Source organism: Curvibacter sp. EU05-FHT14A10 (assembly GCF_058791075.1).
The window spans coordinates 74,277-88,122 of the sequence record NZ_JBYTDE010000018.1 but is presented as its reverse complement, the minus strand read 5'-3'; the positions used below and the strand labels follow the sequence as shown (position 1 = coordinate 88,122).

Annotated in this window: 14 protein-coding genes; 3 read left to right on the top strand and 11 right to left on the bottom strand. The window is 68.6% G+C overall.

Translation table 11 applies throughout. The annotated features are described in order from the left end of the window. The first annotated feature begins 96 nt into the window (after positions 1 to 96). The 3 genes from AC3WUT_RS25620 to AC3WUT_RS25610 are packed head-to-tail and all read left to right on the top strand — an operon-like array spanning position 97 to position 3,508. Positions 97 to 1,476, top strand: coding sequence for an LLM class flavin-dependent oxidoreductase (locus AC3WUT_RS25620; RefSeq protein ID WP_492349887.1), 1,380 nt, complete (start codon positions 97 to 99; stop codon positions 1,474 to 1,476). Continuing rightward, entirely contained in the window at positions 1,476 to 2,459 is a 984-nt protein-coding gene (locus AC3WUT_RS25615; RefSeq protein WP_492349886.1) for a D-isomer specific 2-hydroxyacid dehydrogenase family protein, read from the top strand. The genes AC3WUT_RS25620 and AC3WUT_RS25615 overlap by 1 nt, the downstream gene beginning before the upstream one ends. A 38-nt stretch (positions 2,460 to 2,497) precedes the next feature. Continuing rightward, a complete protein-coding gene (locus AC3WUT_RS25610; RefSeq protein WP_492349885.1) occupies positions 2,498 to 3,508 on the top strand; it encodes an ABC transporter substrate-binding protein in 1,011 nt (336 codons plus the stop codon). Between the two features lie 85 nt (positions 3,509 to 3,593). Here the strand turns inward: AC3WUT_RS25610 and AC3WUT_RS25605 are convergent, their stop codons facing one another. The 11 genes from AC3WUT_RS25605 to AC3WUT_RS25555 form a co-directional block, all read right to left on the bottom strand. Beyond that, positions 3,594 to 5,540, bottom strand: coding sequence for a family 2A encapsulin nanocompartment cargo protein cysteine desulfurase (locus tag AC3WUT_RS25605; protein ID WP_492349884.1), 1,947 nt, complete (start codon positions 5,538 to 5,540; stop codon positions 3,594 to 3,596). Continuing rightward, a complete protein-coding gene (locus AC3WUT_RS25600; protein WP_492349883.1) occupies positions 5,515 to 6,444 on the bottom strand; it encodes a family 2A encapsulin nanocompartment shell protein in 930 nt (309 codons plus the stop codon). The genes AC3WUT_RS25605 and AC3WUT_RS25600 overlap by 26 nt, the downstream gene beginning before the upstream one ends. Before the next feature lie 69 nt (positions 6,445 to 6,513). After that, positions 6,514 to 6,786: a helix-turn-helix domain-containing protein gene (locus tag AC3WUT_RS25595; RefSeq protein WP_492349882.1), complete on the bottom strand. Its 273-nt coding sequence runs from the start codon at positions 6,784 to 6,786 to the stop codon at positions 6,514 to 6,516. Continuing rightward, positions 6,783 to 7,754, bottom strand: a complete 972-nt coding sequence (gene epsC / locus AC3WUT_RS25590) for a serine O-acetyltransferase EpsC (protein ID WP_492349881.1) — start codon at positions 7,752 to 7,754, stop codon at positions 6,783 to 6,785. Before epsC ends, AC3WUT_RS25595 begins: the two co-directional genes overlap by 4 nt. 41 nt (positions 7,755 to 7,795) lie before the next feature. Beyond that, the gene (locus AC3WUT_RS25585) at positions 7,796 to 8,266 is read right to left on the bottom strand and encodes a rhodanese-like domain-containing protein (protein WP_492349880.1); all 471 of its coding nucleotides are present in this window, start codon (positions 8,264 to 8,266) and stop codon (positions 7,796 to 7,798) included. Positions 8,267 to 8,418: 152 nt separating this feature from the next. Further along, complete coding sequence (locus tag AC3WUT_RS25580) at positions 8,419 to 9,303, bottom strand: ABC transporter permease (RefSeq protein ID WP_492349879.1); 885 nt, start codon at positions 9,301 to 9,303, stop codon at positions 8,419 to 8,421. Next, the gene (locus AC3WUT_RS25575) at positions 9,300 to 10,142 is read right to left on the bottom strand and encodes an ABC transporter ATP-binding protein (RefSeq protein WP_492349878.1); all 843 of its coding nucleotides are present in this window, start codon (positions 10,140 to 10,142) and stop codon (positions 9,300 to 9,302) included. Before AC3WUT_RS25575 ends, AC3WUT_RS25580 begins: the two co-directional genes overlap by 4 nt. 13 nt (positions 10,143 to 10,155) lie before the next feature. Next, on the bottom strand, positions 10,156 to 11,193 hold the full coding sequence (locus AC3WUT_RS25570; protein ID WP_492349877.1) for an ABC transporter substrate-binding protein: 1,038 nt from the start codon (positions 11,191 to 11,193) through the stop codon (positions 10,156 to 10,158). 22 nt (positions 11,194 to 11,215) lie between these two features. Then, complete coding sequence (locus AC3WUT_RS25565) at positions 11,216 to 12,121, bottom strand: TauD/TfdA dioxygenase family protein (RefSeq protein WP_492349876.1); 906 nt, start codon at positions 12,119 to 12,121, stop codon at positions 11,216 to 11,218. Positions 12,122 to 12,187: 66 nt separating this feature from the next. Beyond that, on the bottom strand, positions 12,188 to 13,579 hold the full coding sequence (locus AC3WUT_RS25560; RefSeq protein ID WP_492349875.1) for an LLM class flavin-dependent oxidoreductase: 1,392 nt from the start codon (positions 13,577 to 13,579) through the stop codon (positions 12,188 to 12,190). 38 nt (positions 13,580 to 13,617) lie between these two features. Then, the gene (locus tag AC3WUT_RS25555) at positions 13,618 to 13,833 is read right to left on the bottom strand and encodes a TOBE domain-containing protein (RefSeq protein WP_492349874.1); all 216 of its coding nucleotides are present in this window, start codon (positions 13,831 to 13,833) and stop codon (positions 13,618 to 13,620) included. Between the last annotated feature and the right edge of the window lie 13 nt (positions 13,834 to 13,846).

Sequence of the window (13,846 nt, the reverse complement as noted above, 5' to 3'; positions counted from 1 at the left end):
GCACATATCGATCACCGCAAATCTTCGTTGGCATGGGGCACCGTGGCGCCTACGGTGTCGCAACCCTTCCCGCATTCATTCTCCGAAAGGCTTTTCATGACAACACGACAACTCAAATTCGGCTTTGTGCTGCATGGCGTGGGCGCCGGCTGGGGCGACTGGCGCCACGAGGCCGCACTGGCCGACGGCAGCGTCAACTTCAAGTTCTATGCCGAGCAGGCCCAACTGGCCGAGCAGGGGCGCTTTGAGTTCCTGTTCGTGGCCGACAGCGTGCACATCACCGAGCGCTCCAGCCCGCACTACCTGAACCGCTTCGAGCCGCTGACCATCCTGTCGGCCCTGGCGGCCGTCACCTCCAAGATCGGCCTGGTGGCCACCGTCACGGCCAGCTACAGCGAGCCCTACACCGTGGCCCGCCAGTTCGCCTCGTTGGACCACATCAGCGGTGGACGTGCTGGCTGGAACGTGGTCACCTCGTGGCTCGATGGCAGTGCGCGCAACTACAGCCAGGCCGAGCACTATGCGCACGACGTGCGCTACCGCCTGGCCAGCGAGCACCTCGATGTGGTGCAAGGCCTGTGGGACAGCTGGGAAGACGACGCCCTGGTGCGCAACAAGGCCACCGGCCAGTTCTTTGACTCGGCCAAGCTGCACCGGCTGGACCACCAGGGTGAGTTCTTCCAGGTTGAGGGGCCGCTCAACATTGCCCGTTCGCGCCAGGGCCAGCCGGTGATCTTCCAGGCCGGCGCCTCCGAGGATGGCAAGAACTTCGCAGCCCAGCGCGCCGATGCGATCTTCTTCCATGCCGACCAGCTGGAAGACGCCCAGGCCTACTACCGCGACGTCAAGGCCCGGGTGGCTGCGACCGGGCGTGACCCGGCCCAGGTCTTCCTGCTGCCGGGCATCCGGCCCATCGTGGGCCGCACCGCGGAGGAGGCCGAGGCCAAGTACCAGATCGCCGCCTCGCTGGTGCCGATCGAGAACGCCTTGGCCGCCCTGGCCCGGCCCTTCAATGACCACGACTTTTCGGTCTACCCGCTCGACCAGCCCTTTCCGGACCTCGGGGACATCGGCAAGAACAGCCAGCAGGCCGCCAGCGACCGCATCAAGCAGGTGGCGCGTGAGCGGGGGTGGACGCTGCGCCAGGTGGCCCAGTGGCATGCGGCGCCCAAGCGCACTTTTGTAGGCACGGCCGAGCAGGTGGCCGACGAGATCCAGCGCTGGTTCGAGAACGAGGGCGCCGATGGCTTCAATTTCTTCGAAGCCCTGCCCAACACCTCGCTGAAGGATTTCGTGTCGCTGGTGGTGCCGATCCTGCAGGCGCGCGGCATTTACCGCACCGACTACCCGCACGACACCTTCCGCGCCCACCTGGGCCTGCCGGTGCCGGCCAACCGCTACACCGTGGCGCGTGAACAGGCCCAGAAGGTCGCTGAGCCCGTGCACGAAGCGGCCGGCGAGGCGGTGGTGGCCTGATGGGCGCGCCAAGCCTTGAGCGCCTGGTGGTGCTGAACCCGCTGGGCGCGGCGGTGGGCGAGCGCATTGCCGCCGTCGACCCGCGCCTGGTGGTCATCAACGACCGCGAGGCCCCCGGCTGGGCCCGGGCCCACGAGGTGGATGTGCTGCTGACCGCGCCCGGCCACGGCTGGCGCCAGGCGCCAGCGCAGGCCCCGGCCGGCTGGCCGGGCACGCTGCGCTGGGTGCACACCGCCTCGGTGGGGGTGGACTTTTTTCCGCCCTGGCTGCTGCAGGTGCCCCAGGTGAGCTGCGCGCGCGGCGTGGCTGCGGCCCCGATTGCCGACTATGTGCTGTCGGCCCTGCTGGCACACAACCAGCCCTGGGCGGATCGGCGCGTCCAAAGCCCCGAGGCCTGGCGGCGCGAGTTCGAGCGTGCCGAGGCCCAGCCGCTGCGCCTGCTGGCCGGCCAGCACCTGGGCCTGCTGGGCTTTGGCGCCATCGGCCAGGCCGTGGCCCGGCGGGCGCTGGCCTTTGGCATGCAGGTCACGGCGCTGCGCCGCAGTGCGGCCCCCTTGGGCGAGCCGGGCGTGGCCCAGGCCCGCTCGCTGCCCGAACTGCTGGCCCAGGTGGACCACCTGGTGCTGGCGCTGCCGATCACGGCCGAGTCGCGCCATGTGATCAACGCCGAGGCCCTGGCCCATGCCCGGCCCGGCTTGCACCTGGTGAACATCGCCCGCGGCGCGCTGGTCGATCAGCAGGCCTTGCTGCAGGCCCTGGACAGCGGTCGCCTGGGCGCCGCCACCCTGGACGTGACCGACCCCGAGCCGCTGCCGGTCGGCCACCCGCTCTATACCCACCCTGGGGTGCGGTTGACGCCGCACATCTCATGGGCGGCGGGCGAGGTGCAGACCGCCACGGCCGACAAGTTCATTGACCAGCTCCAGCGCTACTTCAAGGGTGAGCCCCTGGCTGATCTGGTCGATGCCCAGCGTGGCTACTGAGCGCCCGCCTTACCGTTCTTTTTCCCCACTCCCAAACCATGAACAAAATCGACGCTTCGCTTTCCCGCCGCCACCTGCTGGGTGCCGCCCTCACCGCACCCGCCTGGCTGCAAGCCGGCCTGGCCCAGGCCGCCGGTCCGGCCCCAGCGGTGGACCCGGCCGAACTCTCCAAGGTGACCTTGCGCATCGGCACCTACAAGGGCAATTGGCGGGCCCTGCTGGTGGCGGCCAAGCTGACCGACACCCCTTACAAGATCGAATGGCGCGAGCTGAACAACGGCGTGCTGCACATCGAGGCCCTGAACGGCGACGCGTTGGACCTGGGCTCGGGCAGCGAGATCCCGGCGCTGTTCGCGGCGCGCCAGAAGGCGCAGGTGCGCTTTGTGGCCGTGGTGCGCGAAGACCTGAACAACCAGGTCACGCTGGCCCGCAAGGACACCGCCATCCGCAGCATCGCCGACCTCAAGGGCAAGCGGGTGGGTTATGTGCGTGCCACCACCGCGCACTACTTTCTGAGCAAGCAGCTGGCCGAGGCCGGCCTGAGCTTCTCGGACATCCAGGCCATCAACCTGAGCCCGGCAGACGGCCTGTCGGCCTTTGACCGGGGCGACCTCGATGCCTGGGCCATCTATGGCTACAACGGCCAGATCGCCCGCCTCAAGTACGGGGCGCGGGTGCTCAAGACCGGGGTGGGCTACCTGACGGGCAACTTCCCCATCTACGCCAACCCCAAGTCGATCAGCCAGCCTGCCACCCAGGCCGCCATCAGTGACTACCTGCTGCGCCTGCGCCGCGCCTACCTGTGGGCCAACCAGAACTACCTGGAGTACGCGCGTGTGATCTCTGAAGAGACCCGCATCCCGGTGGGCGACCTGATCGAGCTGTGGAACAACCGCAGCACCGATTTCGATCTGCGTGCGGTGTCGGACAGTGTGGTGAAGGGGCACCAGGAAGTGGCCGACACCTTCCAGAAGCTGGGCGTGCTGGACGGCCCGGCCGAGGTGGCCCCGCTGTGGGACCGCCGCTTCGACAAGCTGTTCAAGGTCTGACGCCCGGGGCTGCGGCCCCTGGCCCCATGAAAAAAAGCCGACCCGGGCGTCTGTCCGGGTCGGCTTTGTCTTGGGCGGCTTGGTATCAGCCGCGGCCGCTGCTCAGGCGCCGCACCACCGCGATGAAGCGGTCCACCTCTTCACAGGTGTTGTAGAACGCCAGCGAGGGCCGCACCGTGGCCTCCACGCCAAAGCGGCGCAGGATGGGCTGGGCACAGTGGTGGCCCGAGCGCACGGCAATGCCTTCTTCGTTCAGGGCCCGGCCCACCTCTTCGGTGGTGTAGCCCTTGAGCACAAAGGACAGCACGCTGGCCTTGTCGGCCGCGGTGCCGATCAGGCGCACCCCGGGGAGAGGGGCCAGCAGGTGGGTGGCATAGGCCAGCAGGTCGTGCTCGTAGCGCGCGATGTTGTCCAGGCCGATGCGCTGCACATAGTCGAGGGCGGCACCCAGGCCCACCGCGTCAGCGATGTTGCCGGTGCCGGCCTCGAACTTGTTGGGCGGCGGCTGGAACACCGTGCGCTCAAAGGTCACGTCGGCGATCATGTTGCCGCCCCCTTGCCAGGGCGGCATGGTGTCGAGCAACTCGCGCCGGCCGTAGACCACGCCAATGCCGGTGGGGCCAAAGATCTTGTGCCCGGAGAACACAAAGAAATCGGCCCCGATCTCCTGCACATTGACGCGCAGGTGGCTGACCGACTGGGCCCCGTCCACCAGGGCGCGGGCCCCGGCCGCGTGGGCCATGGCCACGATCTCGCGCACCGGCACCACCGTGCCCAGCGCGTTCGAGACCTGGGTCACGGCCACGATCTTGGTGCGCGGGTTCAGCAGCTTGCGGTACTCGTCGAGCAACACCTGGCCGGTGTCGTCCACCGGGATCACGCGGATGCGTGCGCCTTTTTGCGCCGCCAGCTGTTGCCAGGGCACGATGTTGGCGTGGTGCTCCAGGTGGGAGACGATGATCTCGTCGCCTTCGCCCACGTTCTGCACGCCCCAGGTCTTGGCCACCAGGTTGATGGCCTCGGTGGCGCCGCGCACAAAGATCACCTCGTTCACCGACTGGGCGCCGATGAAGGCACGCACCTTTTCGCGCGCACTTTCGTACGCGTCGGTGGCGCGGGCGGCCAACTCATGCGCGGCCCGGTGGATGTTGGAGTTCTCGTGGGCGTAGAAGTAGGCCAGGCGGTCGATCACCGACTGCGGCTTGTGCGTGGTGGCGGCGTTGTCGAACCACACCAGCTGTTTGCCATTGACGCGCTCCTGCAGGATCGGGAAGTCGCGGCGCACCGCGTTCACGTCCAGCCCCTCCGGCCGTTGTGCGGCCTGCTGGTGGGGCAGGGCAGCGCTCGGGCCGGCCACGCTGTCGCCCGCGCTGGGCACGAAGTAGTAGCTGGAGCCCGGGCCCGCCGCAGAGGTGGCCTGGGACCCCGCTGGGCCCTTGCTGCTCAGCAGGGCGCGCAGCTCGTCGGCCCCGGGCAGGCCGAAGGACTGGGCGCTCACGCGGTCGTCCCGCGGGGCGGCCGCCGCCGGGCCGGTGCTCGGGTAGCCACTGGCTTCGCCGAGGAAGTAGTACGGCGTGGAGGGCGTCGAATGGGGCTGGGCACTCGGCGCCGCAGCCACCTGGGGCACGCCCAACGCCTGGCCGCCCAGGCGGCTGTCCAGCGCTGGCGCGGCCACCACGGCGCTGTCGGGCAGGCCGTTGGGCGCGGCCGCATGCGGCTGCAGCGAGGGCGCGGAGGCCCCCAGCGACAGCACGCTTTGCGGGTTGTTGGGCGCCACATTGGCCCCTGGCGCCAGCGTGCCGGGCAATTGGGGGCCTTGCGTCAGCGGGCCGGTGGAGCTGCCGCCGGGCAGCACATTGGCCGGTGCCGGCACGCCCCCCAGGGCCTGCGGCGGCGCGGGCTTGGGCAGCCCACCGGGCAGGGCCGAGAAGAACTCGCCGGCCAGGCGCGTCAGCGTCGCCACATCAGGCAGGCCCGGCGGCGCCGAGCCGCCCGGCAGTGCGAGCTCACTTGTAGGTGTCAGGGTAGTCATGGAACTTGCCGATCTCAACGTCTTCCAGAACCGCCAGGGCGTCTTCCGACTGCACCACCAGCGAGCAGTACAGGCTGATCAGGTAGCTGGCGATGGCGCTGCGGTTGATGCCCATGAAGCGCACCGACAGGCCCGGGCTTTGCTCGCCGGCCAGGCCGGGCTGGTAGACGCCGACCACGCCCTGGCGCTTGTCGCCCACGCGCAGCAGCAGGATCTTGGTCTTGCCGTCGGCCACCGGTACCTTGTCGCTGGGGATCAGCGGGATGCCGCGCCAGGTCAGGAACTGCGAGCCGAACAGGCTCACCGTCGGCGGCGGCACGCCACGGCGGGTGCATTCGCGGCCGAAGGCGGCGATGGCCAGCGGGTGGGTCAGGAAGAAGGCGGGCTCTTTCCAGACCTTGGTGATCAGCTCGTCGAGATCGTCCGGGGTGGGGGCGCCGGTCAGAGGGTAGATGATCTGCGAGGGCGCGACATTGGCCAGCAGACCGTAGTCGGGGTTGCTGATCAGTTCGCTTTCCTGCTTTTCCTTGATCGTCTCGATCGTCAGGCGCAGCTGCTCCTTGATCTGGTCGTGCGGGCTGCTGTAGAGGTCGCTGACGCGGGTGTGCACGTCAAGCACGGTGGAGACCGCGTTCAGGAAGTACTCGCGCGGGGCGTCTTCGTAGTCGACGAAGGTCTGCGGCAGTTCCGATTCATCGCGCTTGGCGCAGGCCACCAGCACGTCTTCGGGGTTCTTGACCTTGTTGAGTCGGTAGATGCCGGCTTCGACAGGCACCCATTGCAGCAGGTGCGTCAGCCAGCGGGGGCTGATGGTGGACAGGACCGGAACGGTCTTGGTGGCATTGGCCAGTTGCCGTGCAGCGCTGTCGCTGAGGGCTGCCTGGGCGTTTTGGTGTTCCGACATGGAAGACTCCGCAGTGGTTGAAAAGAGAAAAAAGGTCAGCGGGCAGTGTCTGGCGGGGCGGAGCGGCGTTCAACAGGCTATAGCCGTCAAGCGCAGACCGTTGATCAGCCGTTGTTGCGACAGGCGTTCGGTCTGTGCCAGCAGGTTGCTGGGGCTTTGCCCCAGCGCACGGGCCAGCTTGTCGAGCGTGATCAGCGAGGGCACGGCCTGGCCGCGCTCCAGCTCGCCCACATAGCTGCGGTTGAGGTCGGCGCTCTCGGCCAGTCGCTCCTGTGACCAGCCCAGGCGCTCGCGTTGCTGGCGCACGGCGAGGCCGAACAGCTCGGGCAGGCGGGCGCTCATGACGCCGCTCCGGCGGGCGCATGTTGCGAGCGGGCCTGGGTGATGTGCGTGCCCGGTGCCAGGTCGTGCGTCAGCCACACATTGCCCCCGACGCTGGCGCCGCGGCCCAGGGTGACGCGGCCCAGCACGGTGGCGCCAGCGTAGATCACCACCTCGTCTTCGACGATGGGGTGGCGCGGCAGGCCTTTCTGGGGGTTGCCCTGCTCATCGGTGGGAAAGCTCTTGGCCCCCAGCGTGACGGCCTGGTAGATGCGCACGCGCTCGCCGATGACCGCCGTCTCGCCAATTACCACGCCCGTGCCGTGATCGATGAAGAAGCCCGGCCCGATGCGGGCGCCGGGGTGGATGTCGATGCCGGTCTCGCTGTGCGCCAGCTCGGCCACGATGCGCGCCAGCAGTGGCACACCCAGCTCGTAAAGCCGATGCGCCACGCGGTGGTGGATCATGGCCTGGATGCCGGGGTAGCACAGCAGCACCTCGTCCACGCTGCGTGCGGCCGGGTCGCCCGCGTAGGCGGCCAGCACATCGCTGTCGAGCAGCTCACGCAGCTGCGGCAACGAGTGGGCAAAGTCGCGCACGATCCGTTCGGCACGCAGGTCCAGCGTGGCCGCCTCGACCAAGGGCTGGTGCTTGTGGGCGTAGCGCAACTCCAGTTGCACCTGGGCCAGCAGCGATTGCAGGACGGTGTCCAGCGTGTGGCCCACATAGAAATCCTCGCCCTCCTGGCGCAGGTCGGGGGGGCCCAGGCGCATCGGGAACAGGGCGCCGCGCAGCAGGTCCAGGATGTGGGTCAGCGCTTCACGCGAGGGCAGCTCGCGGCCGCCGGGCTCGTTGGAGCGCTGCTGCGATTCGCGCCAGCGCCGTCGCGCCTCGGCCAACTCGCGCACCACCTGGTGCACGTCAAAGGGGGACGGGCGCACTTCAGGCGCGTCCGTCGTGTGGGGCAGGGGCAGGGCATGCAAGGTCATGGGGGAGCGCGCTCAGGGCAAGAAAAGAAAAGGGGGCGGGCTCAGTCCTGCACCCAGGGCAGGCCGCGGAAGCGCCAGCCATCGCTGCCGCCGCGGTGCTGGGCGGCATCGATCTCGCCTTCAAACCCTTCAAGCACATTGAAGACGGCCGTGAAGCCCGCCTTGGCCGCGGCTTCGGCCGCCAGTGCCGAGCGCTTGCCGCTGCGGCACAGCAGCAGCACCGGGGCGTGCTTGGGCACCTTGGCCTCCAACTCGCGGGTGAAGCGGGGGTTGCGCGTCAGCGCGGTACCGGTGGCCCAGGCCACGTGCAGGCTGCCCGGCACATGGCCGACAAACTTGCGCTCTTCGGTCGAACGCACGTCCACCAGGGCGGCGTCGCCGGCTTCAAACAGGGCCCAGGCCTGTTGGGGCGTGACCCCACCCGCATAGGGCAGGCCGGCCGCCGCCGCCGCGGCACGTGCCGCTTTCAGGGCTTCGGGAAGGGTGTTTTCGACAGGGGTGGCAACAGACATCTTGAAAGCCTTTCTGGGTCTTATCGAGGCCGCGTCGCGGGGATTCGGCGGCTGACAAGCACTCTAAGAAAGGGCTTTCAATACTCAAACGAATGATTTCTCTCTTTCTAATGAGGGAAATGTCTTAGCGGTGTCGGACTGTGTGCGCTGGGTCAGCGCTGCACCCCCCAGCGCCGCACGGTGACCCGCTCCAGGTTGGAGAACACCAGGCTTTCGACCCCCAGGCCGATGACGATGACCAGGGCCAGGCCGGCGAAGACCTTGTCGGTGTAGAGCTCGTTGCGGTTCTGGAAGATGTACCAGCCCAGGCCGCCCTTGCCCGAGGTGGCGCCGAAGACCAGCTCGGCCGCGATCAGGGTGCGCCAGGCAAAGGCCCAGCCGATCTTGAGGCCCGACAGGATGGCCGGCAGGGCGGCCGGGATCAGGATCTGCAGCACGTAGCGGATGCCGGTCAGGCCGTAGTTGCGGCCGGCCATGCGCAAGGTCTCGGGCACGGCCTGAAAGCCGGCGTAGGTGTTGAGGGCCAGTGGCCACAGCACCGAGTGGATCAGCACGAACACCAGGCTGCCCTGGCCCAGGCCGAACCACAGCAGGGCCAGCGGCAGCAGGGCGATGGCGGGCAGGGGGTTGAACATGGCGGTCAGGGTGGCCAGCAGATCGCGCCCGAATTGGGTGGACACGGCCAGGGTGGTCAGGCCCAGGGCCAGGGCCATGCCCGCCAGGTAGCCCTTGAGCAGCACCGCGAGCGAGATCTGGGTGCGCTGCAGCAGCTCGCCGCTGAGCAGGCCGTCGGCCAGGGCGCGGGCGGTGGCGCCAAAGGTGGGCAGCAGCAGGTCGTTGTCTTGCCAGCGGGCCAGCAGTTCCCACAGCCCGGCCAGCAAGAGCAGGATCAGGCCACGGCGCAGGCCGGGCTGTTGCCAGGCGCGGCTGGCCAGTGGCAGGGGGTGCGCCAGCGGAATGTCGTCCAGCGGGGGCAGGGTGCGTTCGTATTCGGGGCGCACCGGCGGTGTCGGCCATGAGGTCGGTGAGGCGCTCATGCGGCGTTTCTCCAGGGGGTGGCCGGATGGCTGTTTGACGGGGCGGCCTTGGGCGGGCTCTCTTCGAACAACAGGTGGTGGATGCGTTGGGCCGCGGCCTGGAAGCTTGGGCTGCCGGCGCTGTGCAGGTCCCATTCGTGGCTGTTGATTTCGGCGCGCACCCGGCCCGGGTGGGGTGACAGCAGGCCGATGCGGTTGCCCACCACCAGGGCCTCTTCGATGGAGTGGGTGACAAACACCAGGGTGAAACGCAGCGCCTCCCACAGGGCCAGCAGTTCTTCCTGCATCTTGCGCCGGGTCAGGGCGTCGAGGGCGGCGAAGGGCTCGTCCATCAGCAGCACCTGGGGCTGCATGGCCAGGGCACGGGCAATCGCCACGCGCTGCTTCATGCCACCCGAGAGCTGGTGTGGGTAGGCCTGGGCAAAGGCGGCCAGGCCCACCTTGTCGAGCACGTCGAGGGCACGTTCGCGCGCCTCGGCCCGGCCCAGACGGCGTGAGGCCAGCAAGGGGAACATCACATTGGCCAGCACGGTCTTCCAGGGCGGCAGCTGGTCGAACTCCTGGAACACCACCATGCGGTCGGGGCCCGGGCCGCGCACGGGCTGACCTTTCAGTCGGATCTCACCCTCGCTGGGCGGGATGAACCCGGCAATCGCCTTGAGCAGGCTGGACTTGCCGCAGCCCGAGGCTCCCAGCAGCACGAAGCGGTCGCCCTGGTGCACGTCCAGGCTGATGCGGTGGGTGGCGCGCACCACGCGTTGCGGGCTGCGGTAGTCGAGGCTGACGCCGTCGAGCTGCAACAGGGGTACGGGGTGCAGTGGAGAAGCTTGGCTGGCCATGGCGAACCTGGCCTCAACTGCCCGACTGGGCTGGGCTGCCGTCGAAGAAGTAGTCCTTCACCGTGGCCGGCTTGTTCTTGATCGCGCCGACCCGGTGCATGAACTGGCCCAGGCCCAGGGTGTTTTGCGGCGCGGTCTTGAACTGCACCTCGGGGTTGCGGATGATTTTCAGCAACAGATCGCGGTCGGTTTTGGCGTGTGTGACCTTGAGGTAGATGTCGGCCGCCTTGTCGGGGTTGGCGGTGATGAACTGGGCGGCTTCGTCCAGCGCGGCGACCAGGGCCTGATAGGTCTTGGGGCTGTCCTTGTAGAACTTCTCGGTGGCGTACAGCACGGTGGCCGATGAAGGGCCGCCTTGCACGTCGTAGCTTTTGAGCAGCACGCGGGCCTGGGGGTTGCCGGCCAGCTCCTGCTCCTGGAAGGGCGGGTTGCCGAAGTGGGCGGTGATCTCGGTGCCGCCCTTGAGGATGGCTGCGGCCGCCTCGGGGTGGGGCAGGGCCACGCTGAGCTTGTCGAGGCGGTCGAATTCGGCGTCGCCCCATTTCTTGGCCGCGGCCATCTGCAGGATGCGCGACTGCACCGACACGCCCACCGCCGGCAGGGCGATGCGGTCCAGGCCGGTGAAGTCGGCGATGCTGTTGACCTTGGGGTTGTTGGTGACCAGGTAGTACGGAAAGTTGCCCAGCGAGGCCACGCCGCGCACGTTCTGTTTGCCGCGGGTGCGGTCCCACAGCGTGAACAGTGGGCCGACGCCGGCACCGGCCACCTCGATCGAGCCCGACAGCAGGGCATCGTTGACGGCGGCGCCGCCCGACAGCTTGATGAACTCGACCTGGATGTCGATGCCGGCAGCCTTGCCGTGCTTTTCGATCAGCTTCTGGTCTTGCGCGACGTTGAGCAGCAGGTAGACGATGCCGAATTGCTCGGCAATGCGCAGCTGGCCTTCGGCGGCCTGGGCCTGCAAGGGGGCCAGACTGCTCATTAGGAGGGCAGTGCTGCTGGCCAGGGCGGCGGCACGCAGGGCCAGGCGACGGGAGAGTGTTTGTTTCATGGCGAGGATGGGCTGGGGGGCGTCAGAAGGCAACATCGCCTTCGATGGTCACGCGGTAAAGCTTGCGGCGCAGGTGGTCCGGGGTGCCGGCGGCCAGGTGCAGCACCGAGCGGTTGTCCCAGAACACCAGGTCGTGCGGCTGCCACCGATGGCGGTACTGGAACTGCGGCTGCACGCTGTGGGCAAACAGCTCGGCCAGCAAGGCGCGGCTTTCGTCTTCGGGCACACCCAGGATGCGGGTGGTGAAGTGCTCGCTGACAAACAGCGCCTTGCGCCCGGATTCGGGGTGGGTGCGCACCACGGGTTGGGCCACGGGCCTGACCTGGGCCACCTGCTCGGGGCTCAGGTTGGGGCGCCAGGGGCTGCGCGCTTGCAGCTCGGCATAGCGGGCCAGGTAGTGGTGCTCGGCCTTCAGGGGGGCGAGGGTCTTCTTCAGCTCGGCGCTCAGGCTGTCCCAGGCCAGGTGCTGGTTGGCGAACAGGGTGTCGCCGCCTTCGGCGGGCAGCTCGTGCACATGCAGCAGCGAGCCCAGGCTGGGCTTTTCCTTGTAAGACAGGTCGGAGTGCCAGAACACGCCAGCATCCCCCAGGCCGATGGGTTTGCCGTTTTCGAGGATGTTGGAGACGATCAGCACCTCGGGGTGGCCCGGCAGGGCGAAGGTGTTGAGCACATGGATCTGCAGCGGGCCGAAGCGCCCGCTGAAGGCCACATGCTGTTCAGGCGTCAGAGTGGCCTGGTCGCGGAACACCAGTACATGGTGGTCGAGGTGGGCCTGGTGGATGCGGCGGAAATCCTCGGTGTTAACCGGGCGCGACAGGTCCAGGCCGATGACCTCGGCGCCCAGCGGGCCGGCCAGGGGGCGGATGTCGAAGGACTGCGCCGGTTCTGTGGCAGCAGCAGCAAAGTGGGGGGCAAGCGTGGCGGACATGGTTCGGGGCTCTGGGTTGGGCGCCTCTGGCCGGGCCAGGGGCGCGATCGGCGGGGCCGGGGGGCTTCAGGCCGGGCTGGCCTCGGCCAGGGCCGCGTTCTGGGGGGCTGCAGCAGCCTGGCGAGCCAGGGCCGCCGGGTGCGCCGGCCGGGGCAGGCCCAGGTGCTCGCGCAGGGTGCGGCCGGTGTAGTCGGTGCGGAACAGGCCGCGGCGGCGCAGCTCGGGCAGCACCCCTTCGATGAAGTCGCTCAGGCCGTGGGGCAGGGTGGGGCCCATCACGTTGAAGCCATCGGCGGCGCCGGTCTGGAACCAGTGCTCCAGCTGATCGGCGATCTGCACGGGCGTGCCCACCAGGGTCCAGTGGCCGCGGGCCGAGATCACCTTCTGATAGAGCTGGCGCAGGCTCAGGTTCTCGCGCCGGGCCATGGCGCTGAACAGGTCTTGCCGGCTTTGCCAGCCCTCGGTGCGTGGCAGCGCGGGCAGCGGGCCGTCCAGCGGATAGCCTGACAGGTCCACACCGCCCAGGAAGGCCGACAGCAGGCCCAGGCCTTGTGCTGGGTCGATCAGCGACTGCAGGGCTTCGTACTTGTCTTGTGCCTCGGCCTCGCTGCGGCCCACGAAGGTCGACACGCCGGGCAGGATCTTCAGGGCATCCGGAGTGCGTCCGAAGGCTGGCAGCCGGGCCTTGAGGCCCTGGTAGAAGGCGCGGGCCTCCTCCACGGTCTGTTGGGCGGTGAAGACCAGCTCAGCGGTTTCGGCGGCCAGGTTCTGGCCGTCTTCCGACGAGCCGGCCTGGACCATCACCGGGTAGCCCTGGATGGGGCGCGGCGTCTGCAGGGCCCCATGCACCGAGTAGTGCGTGCCCTCGTGGCGCACGCGGTGCAGCTTGGCTGGGTCGAAGAATTGGCCGGCCTGGGCGTCGAAGCGGAAGGCGTCGTCCTCCCAGCTGTCCCACAGGCCTTGGGCCACTTTCACGTATTCATGGGCGCGCTGGTAGCGGCTGGCGTGGTCGGCCTGCTGGTCCAGGCCGAAGTTGCGGGCTTCGAAATCGGAGCCCGAGGTGACCAGGTTCCAGCCCGAACGGCCTTCGCTGAGGCGGTCCAGGGTGGCGAATTTGCGCGCCAGGTGGTAGGGCGGCAGGTAGCTGGTCGAGACCGTGGCCACCAGGCCGATGCGCTCGGTGGCGCCGGCCAGGGCCGTCAGCAGTTGCAGCGGCTCCAGCATGTAGGGCAGGGCGTTGCGCGCCAGCAGGTGGGCGGGCGCATCGGACAGGCCCACGTTGTCGGCGCAGAAGATGGCGTCGAACTTGGCGGCCTCGGCTTGACGGGCCAGGTTTTGGTAATGCGCCAGGCTGGCGGCACCGGCCGGATCGACGTCCGGATGGCGCCAGGCCGCCAGATGGTGGCCCACCCCGAACAGGAAGGCCCCCAGGTGCATTTGGCGAGGGGATGGGCTCATGACGGGGTGGCTTTCTACTTGTCAGCGCAGGCCGGAGATCAGAGCTTGGCGATCGACACTTCGGTCGACTTCACCAGGGCCACGACCTCGGAGCCGAGGGTCAGGCCCAGGTCGTCGACCGAGCGGGTGGTGATGACGGAGGTGACGATGCCCCAGGGGGTTTCAACGTCGATTTCGGACACGACATCACCGCGGATGATTTCGCGGACCTTGCCCTTGAACTGGTTGCGGACGTTGATGGCTTGGATGGACATGGTGGATCTCTTT

Bases quoted from the DNA above. Each gene is read 5' to 3' on its own strand.
- AC3WUT_RS25610 (WP_492349885.1), top strand. From the start codon at position 2,498: ATGAACAAAATCGACGCTTCGCTTTCCCGCCGCCACCTGCTGGGTGCC.
- AC3WUT_RS25580 (WP_492349879.1), bottom strand. From the start codon at position 9,303: ATGAGCGCCTCACCGACCTCATGGCCGACACCGCCGGTGCGCCCCGAA.
- AC3WUT_RS25565 (WP_492349876.1), bottom strand. From the start codon at position 12,121: ATGTCCGCCACGCTTGCCCCCCACTTTGCTGCTGCTGCCACAGAACCG.
- AC3WUT_RS25560 (WP_492349875.1), bottom strand. From the start codon at position 13,579: ATGAGCCCATCCCCTCGCCAAATGCACCTGGGGGCCTTCCTGTTCGGG.
- AC3WUT_RS25605 (WP_492349884.1), bottom strand. From the start codon at position 5,540: ATGACTACCCTGACACCTACAAGTGAGCTCGCACTGCCGGGCGGCTCG.
- AC3WUT_RS25595 (WP_492349882.1), bottom strand. From the start codon at position 6,786: ATGAGCGCCCGCCTGCCCGAGCTGTTCGGCCTCGCCGTGCGCCAGCAA.
- AC3WUT_RS25600 (WP_492349883.1), bottom strand. From the start codon at position 6,444: ATGTCGGAACACCAAAACGCCCAGGCAGCCCTCAGCGACAGCGCTGCA.
- epsC (WP_492349881.1), bottom strand. From the start codon at position 7,754: ATGACCTTGCATGCCCTGCCCCTGCCCCACACGACGGACGCGCCTGAA.
- AC3WUT_RS25570 (WP_492349877.1), bottom strand. From the start codon at position 11,193: ATGAAACAAACACTCTCCCGTCGCCTGGCCCTGCGTGCCGCCGCCCTG.
- AC3WUT_RS25620 (WP_492349887.1), top strand. From the start codon at position 97: ATGACAACACGACAACTCAAATTCGGCTTTGTGCTGCATGGCGTGGGC.
- AC3WUT_RS25615 (WP_492349886.1), top strand. From the start codon at position 1,476: ATGGGCGCGCCAAGCCTTGAGCGCCTGGTGGTGCTGAACCCGCTGGGC.
- AC3WUT_RS25555 (WP_492349874.1), bottom strand. From the start codon at position 13,833: ATGTCCATCCAAGCCATCAACGTCCGCAACCAGTTCAAGGGCAAGGTC.
- AC3WUT_RS25585 (WP_492349880.1), bottom strand. From the start codon at position 8,266: ATGTCTGTTGCCACCCCTGTCGAAAACACCCTTCCCGAAGCCCTGAAA.
- AC3WUT_RS25575 (WP_492349878.1), bottom strand. From the start codon at position 10,142: ATGGCCAGCCAAGCTTCTCCACTGCACCCCGTACCCCTGTTGCAGCTC.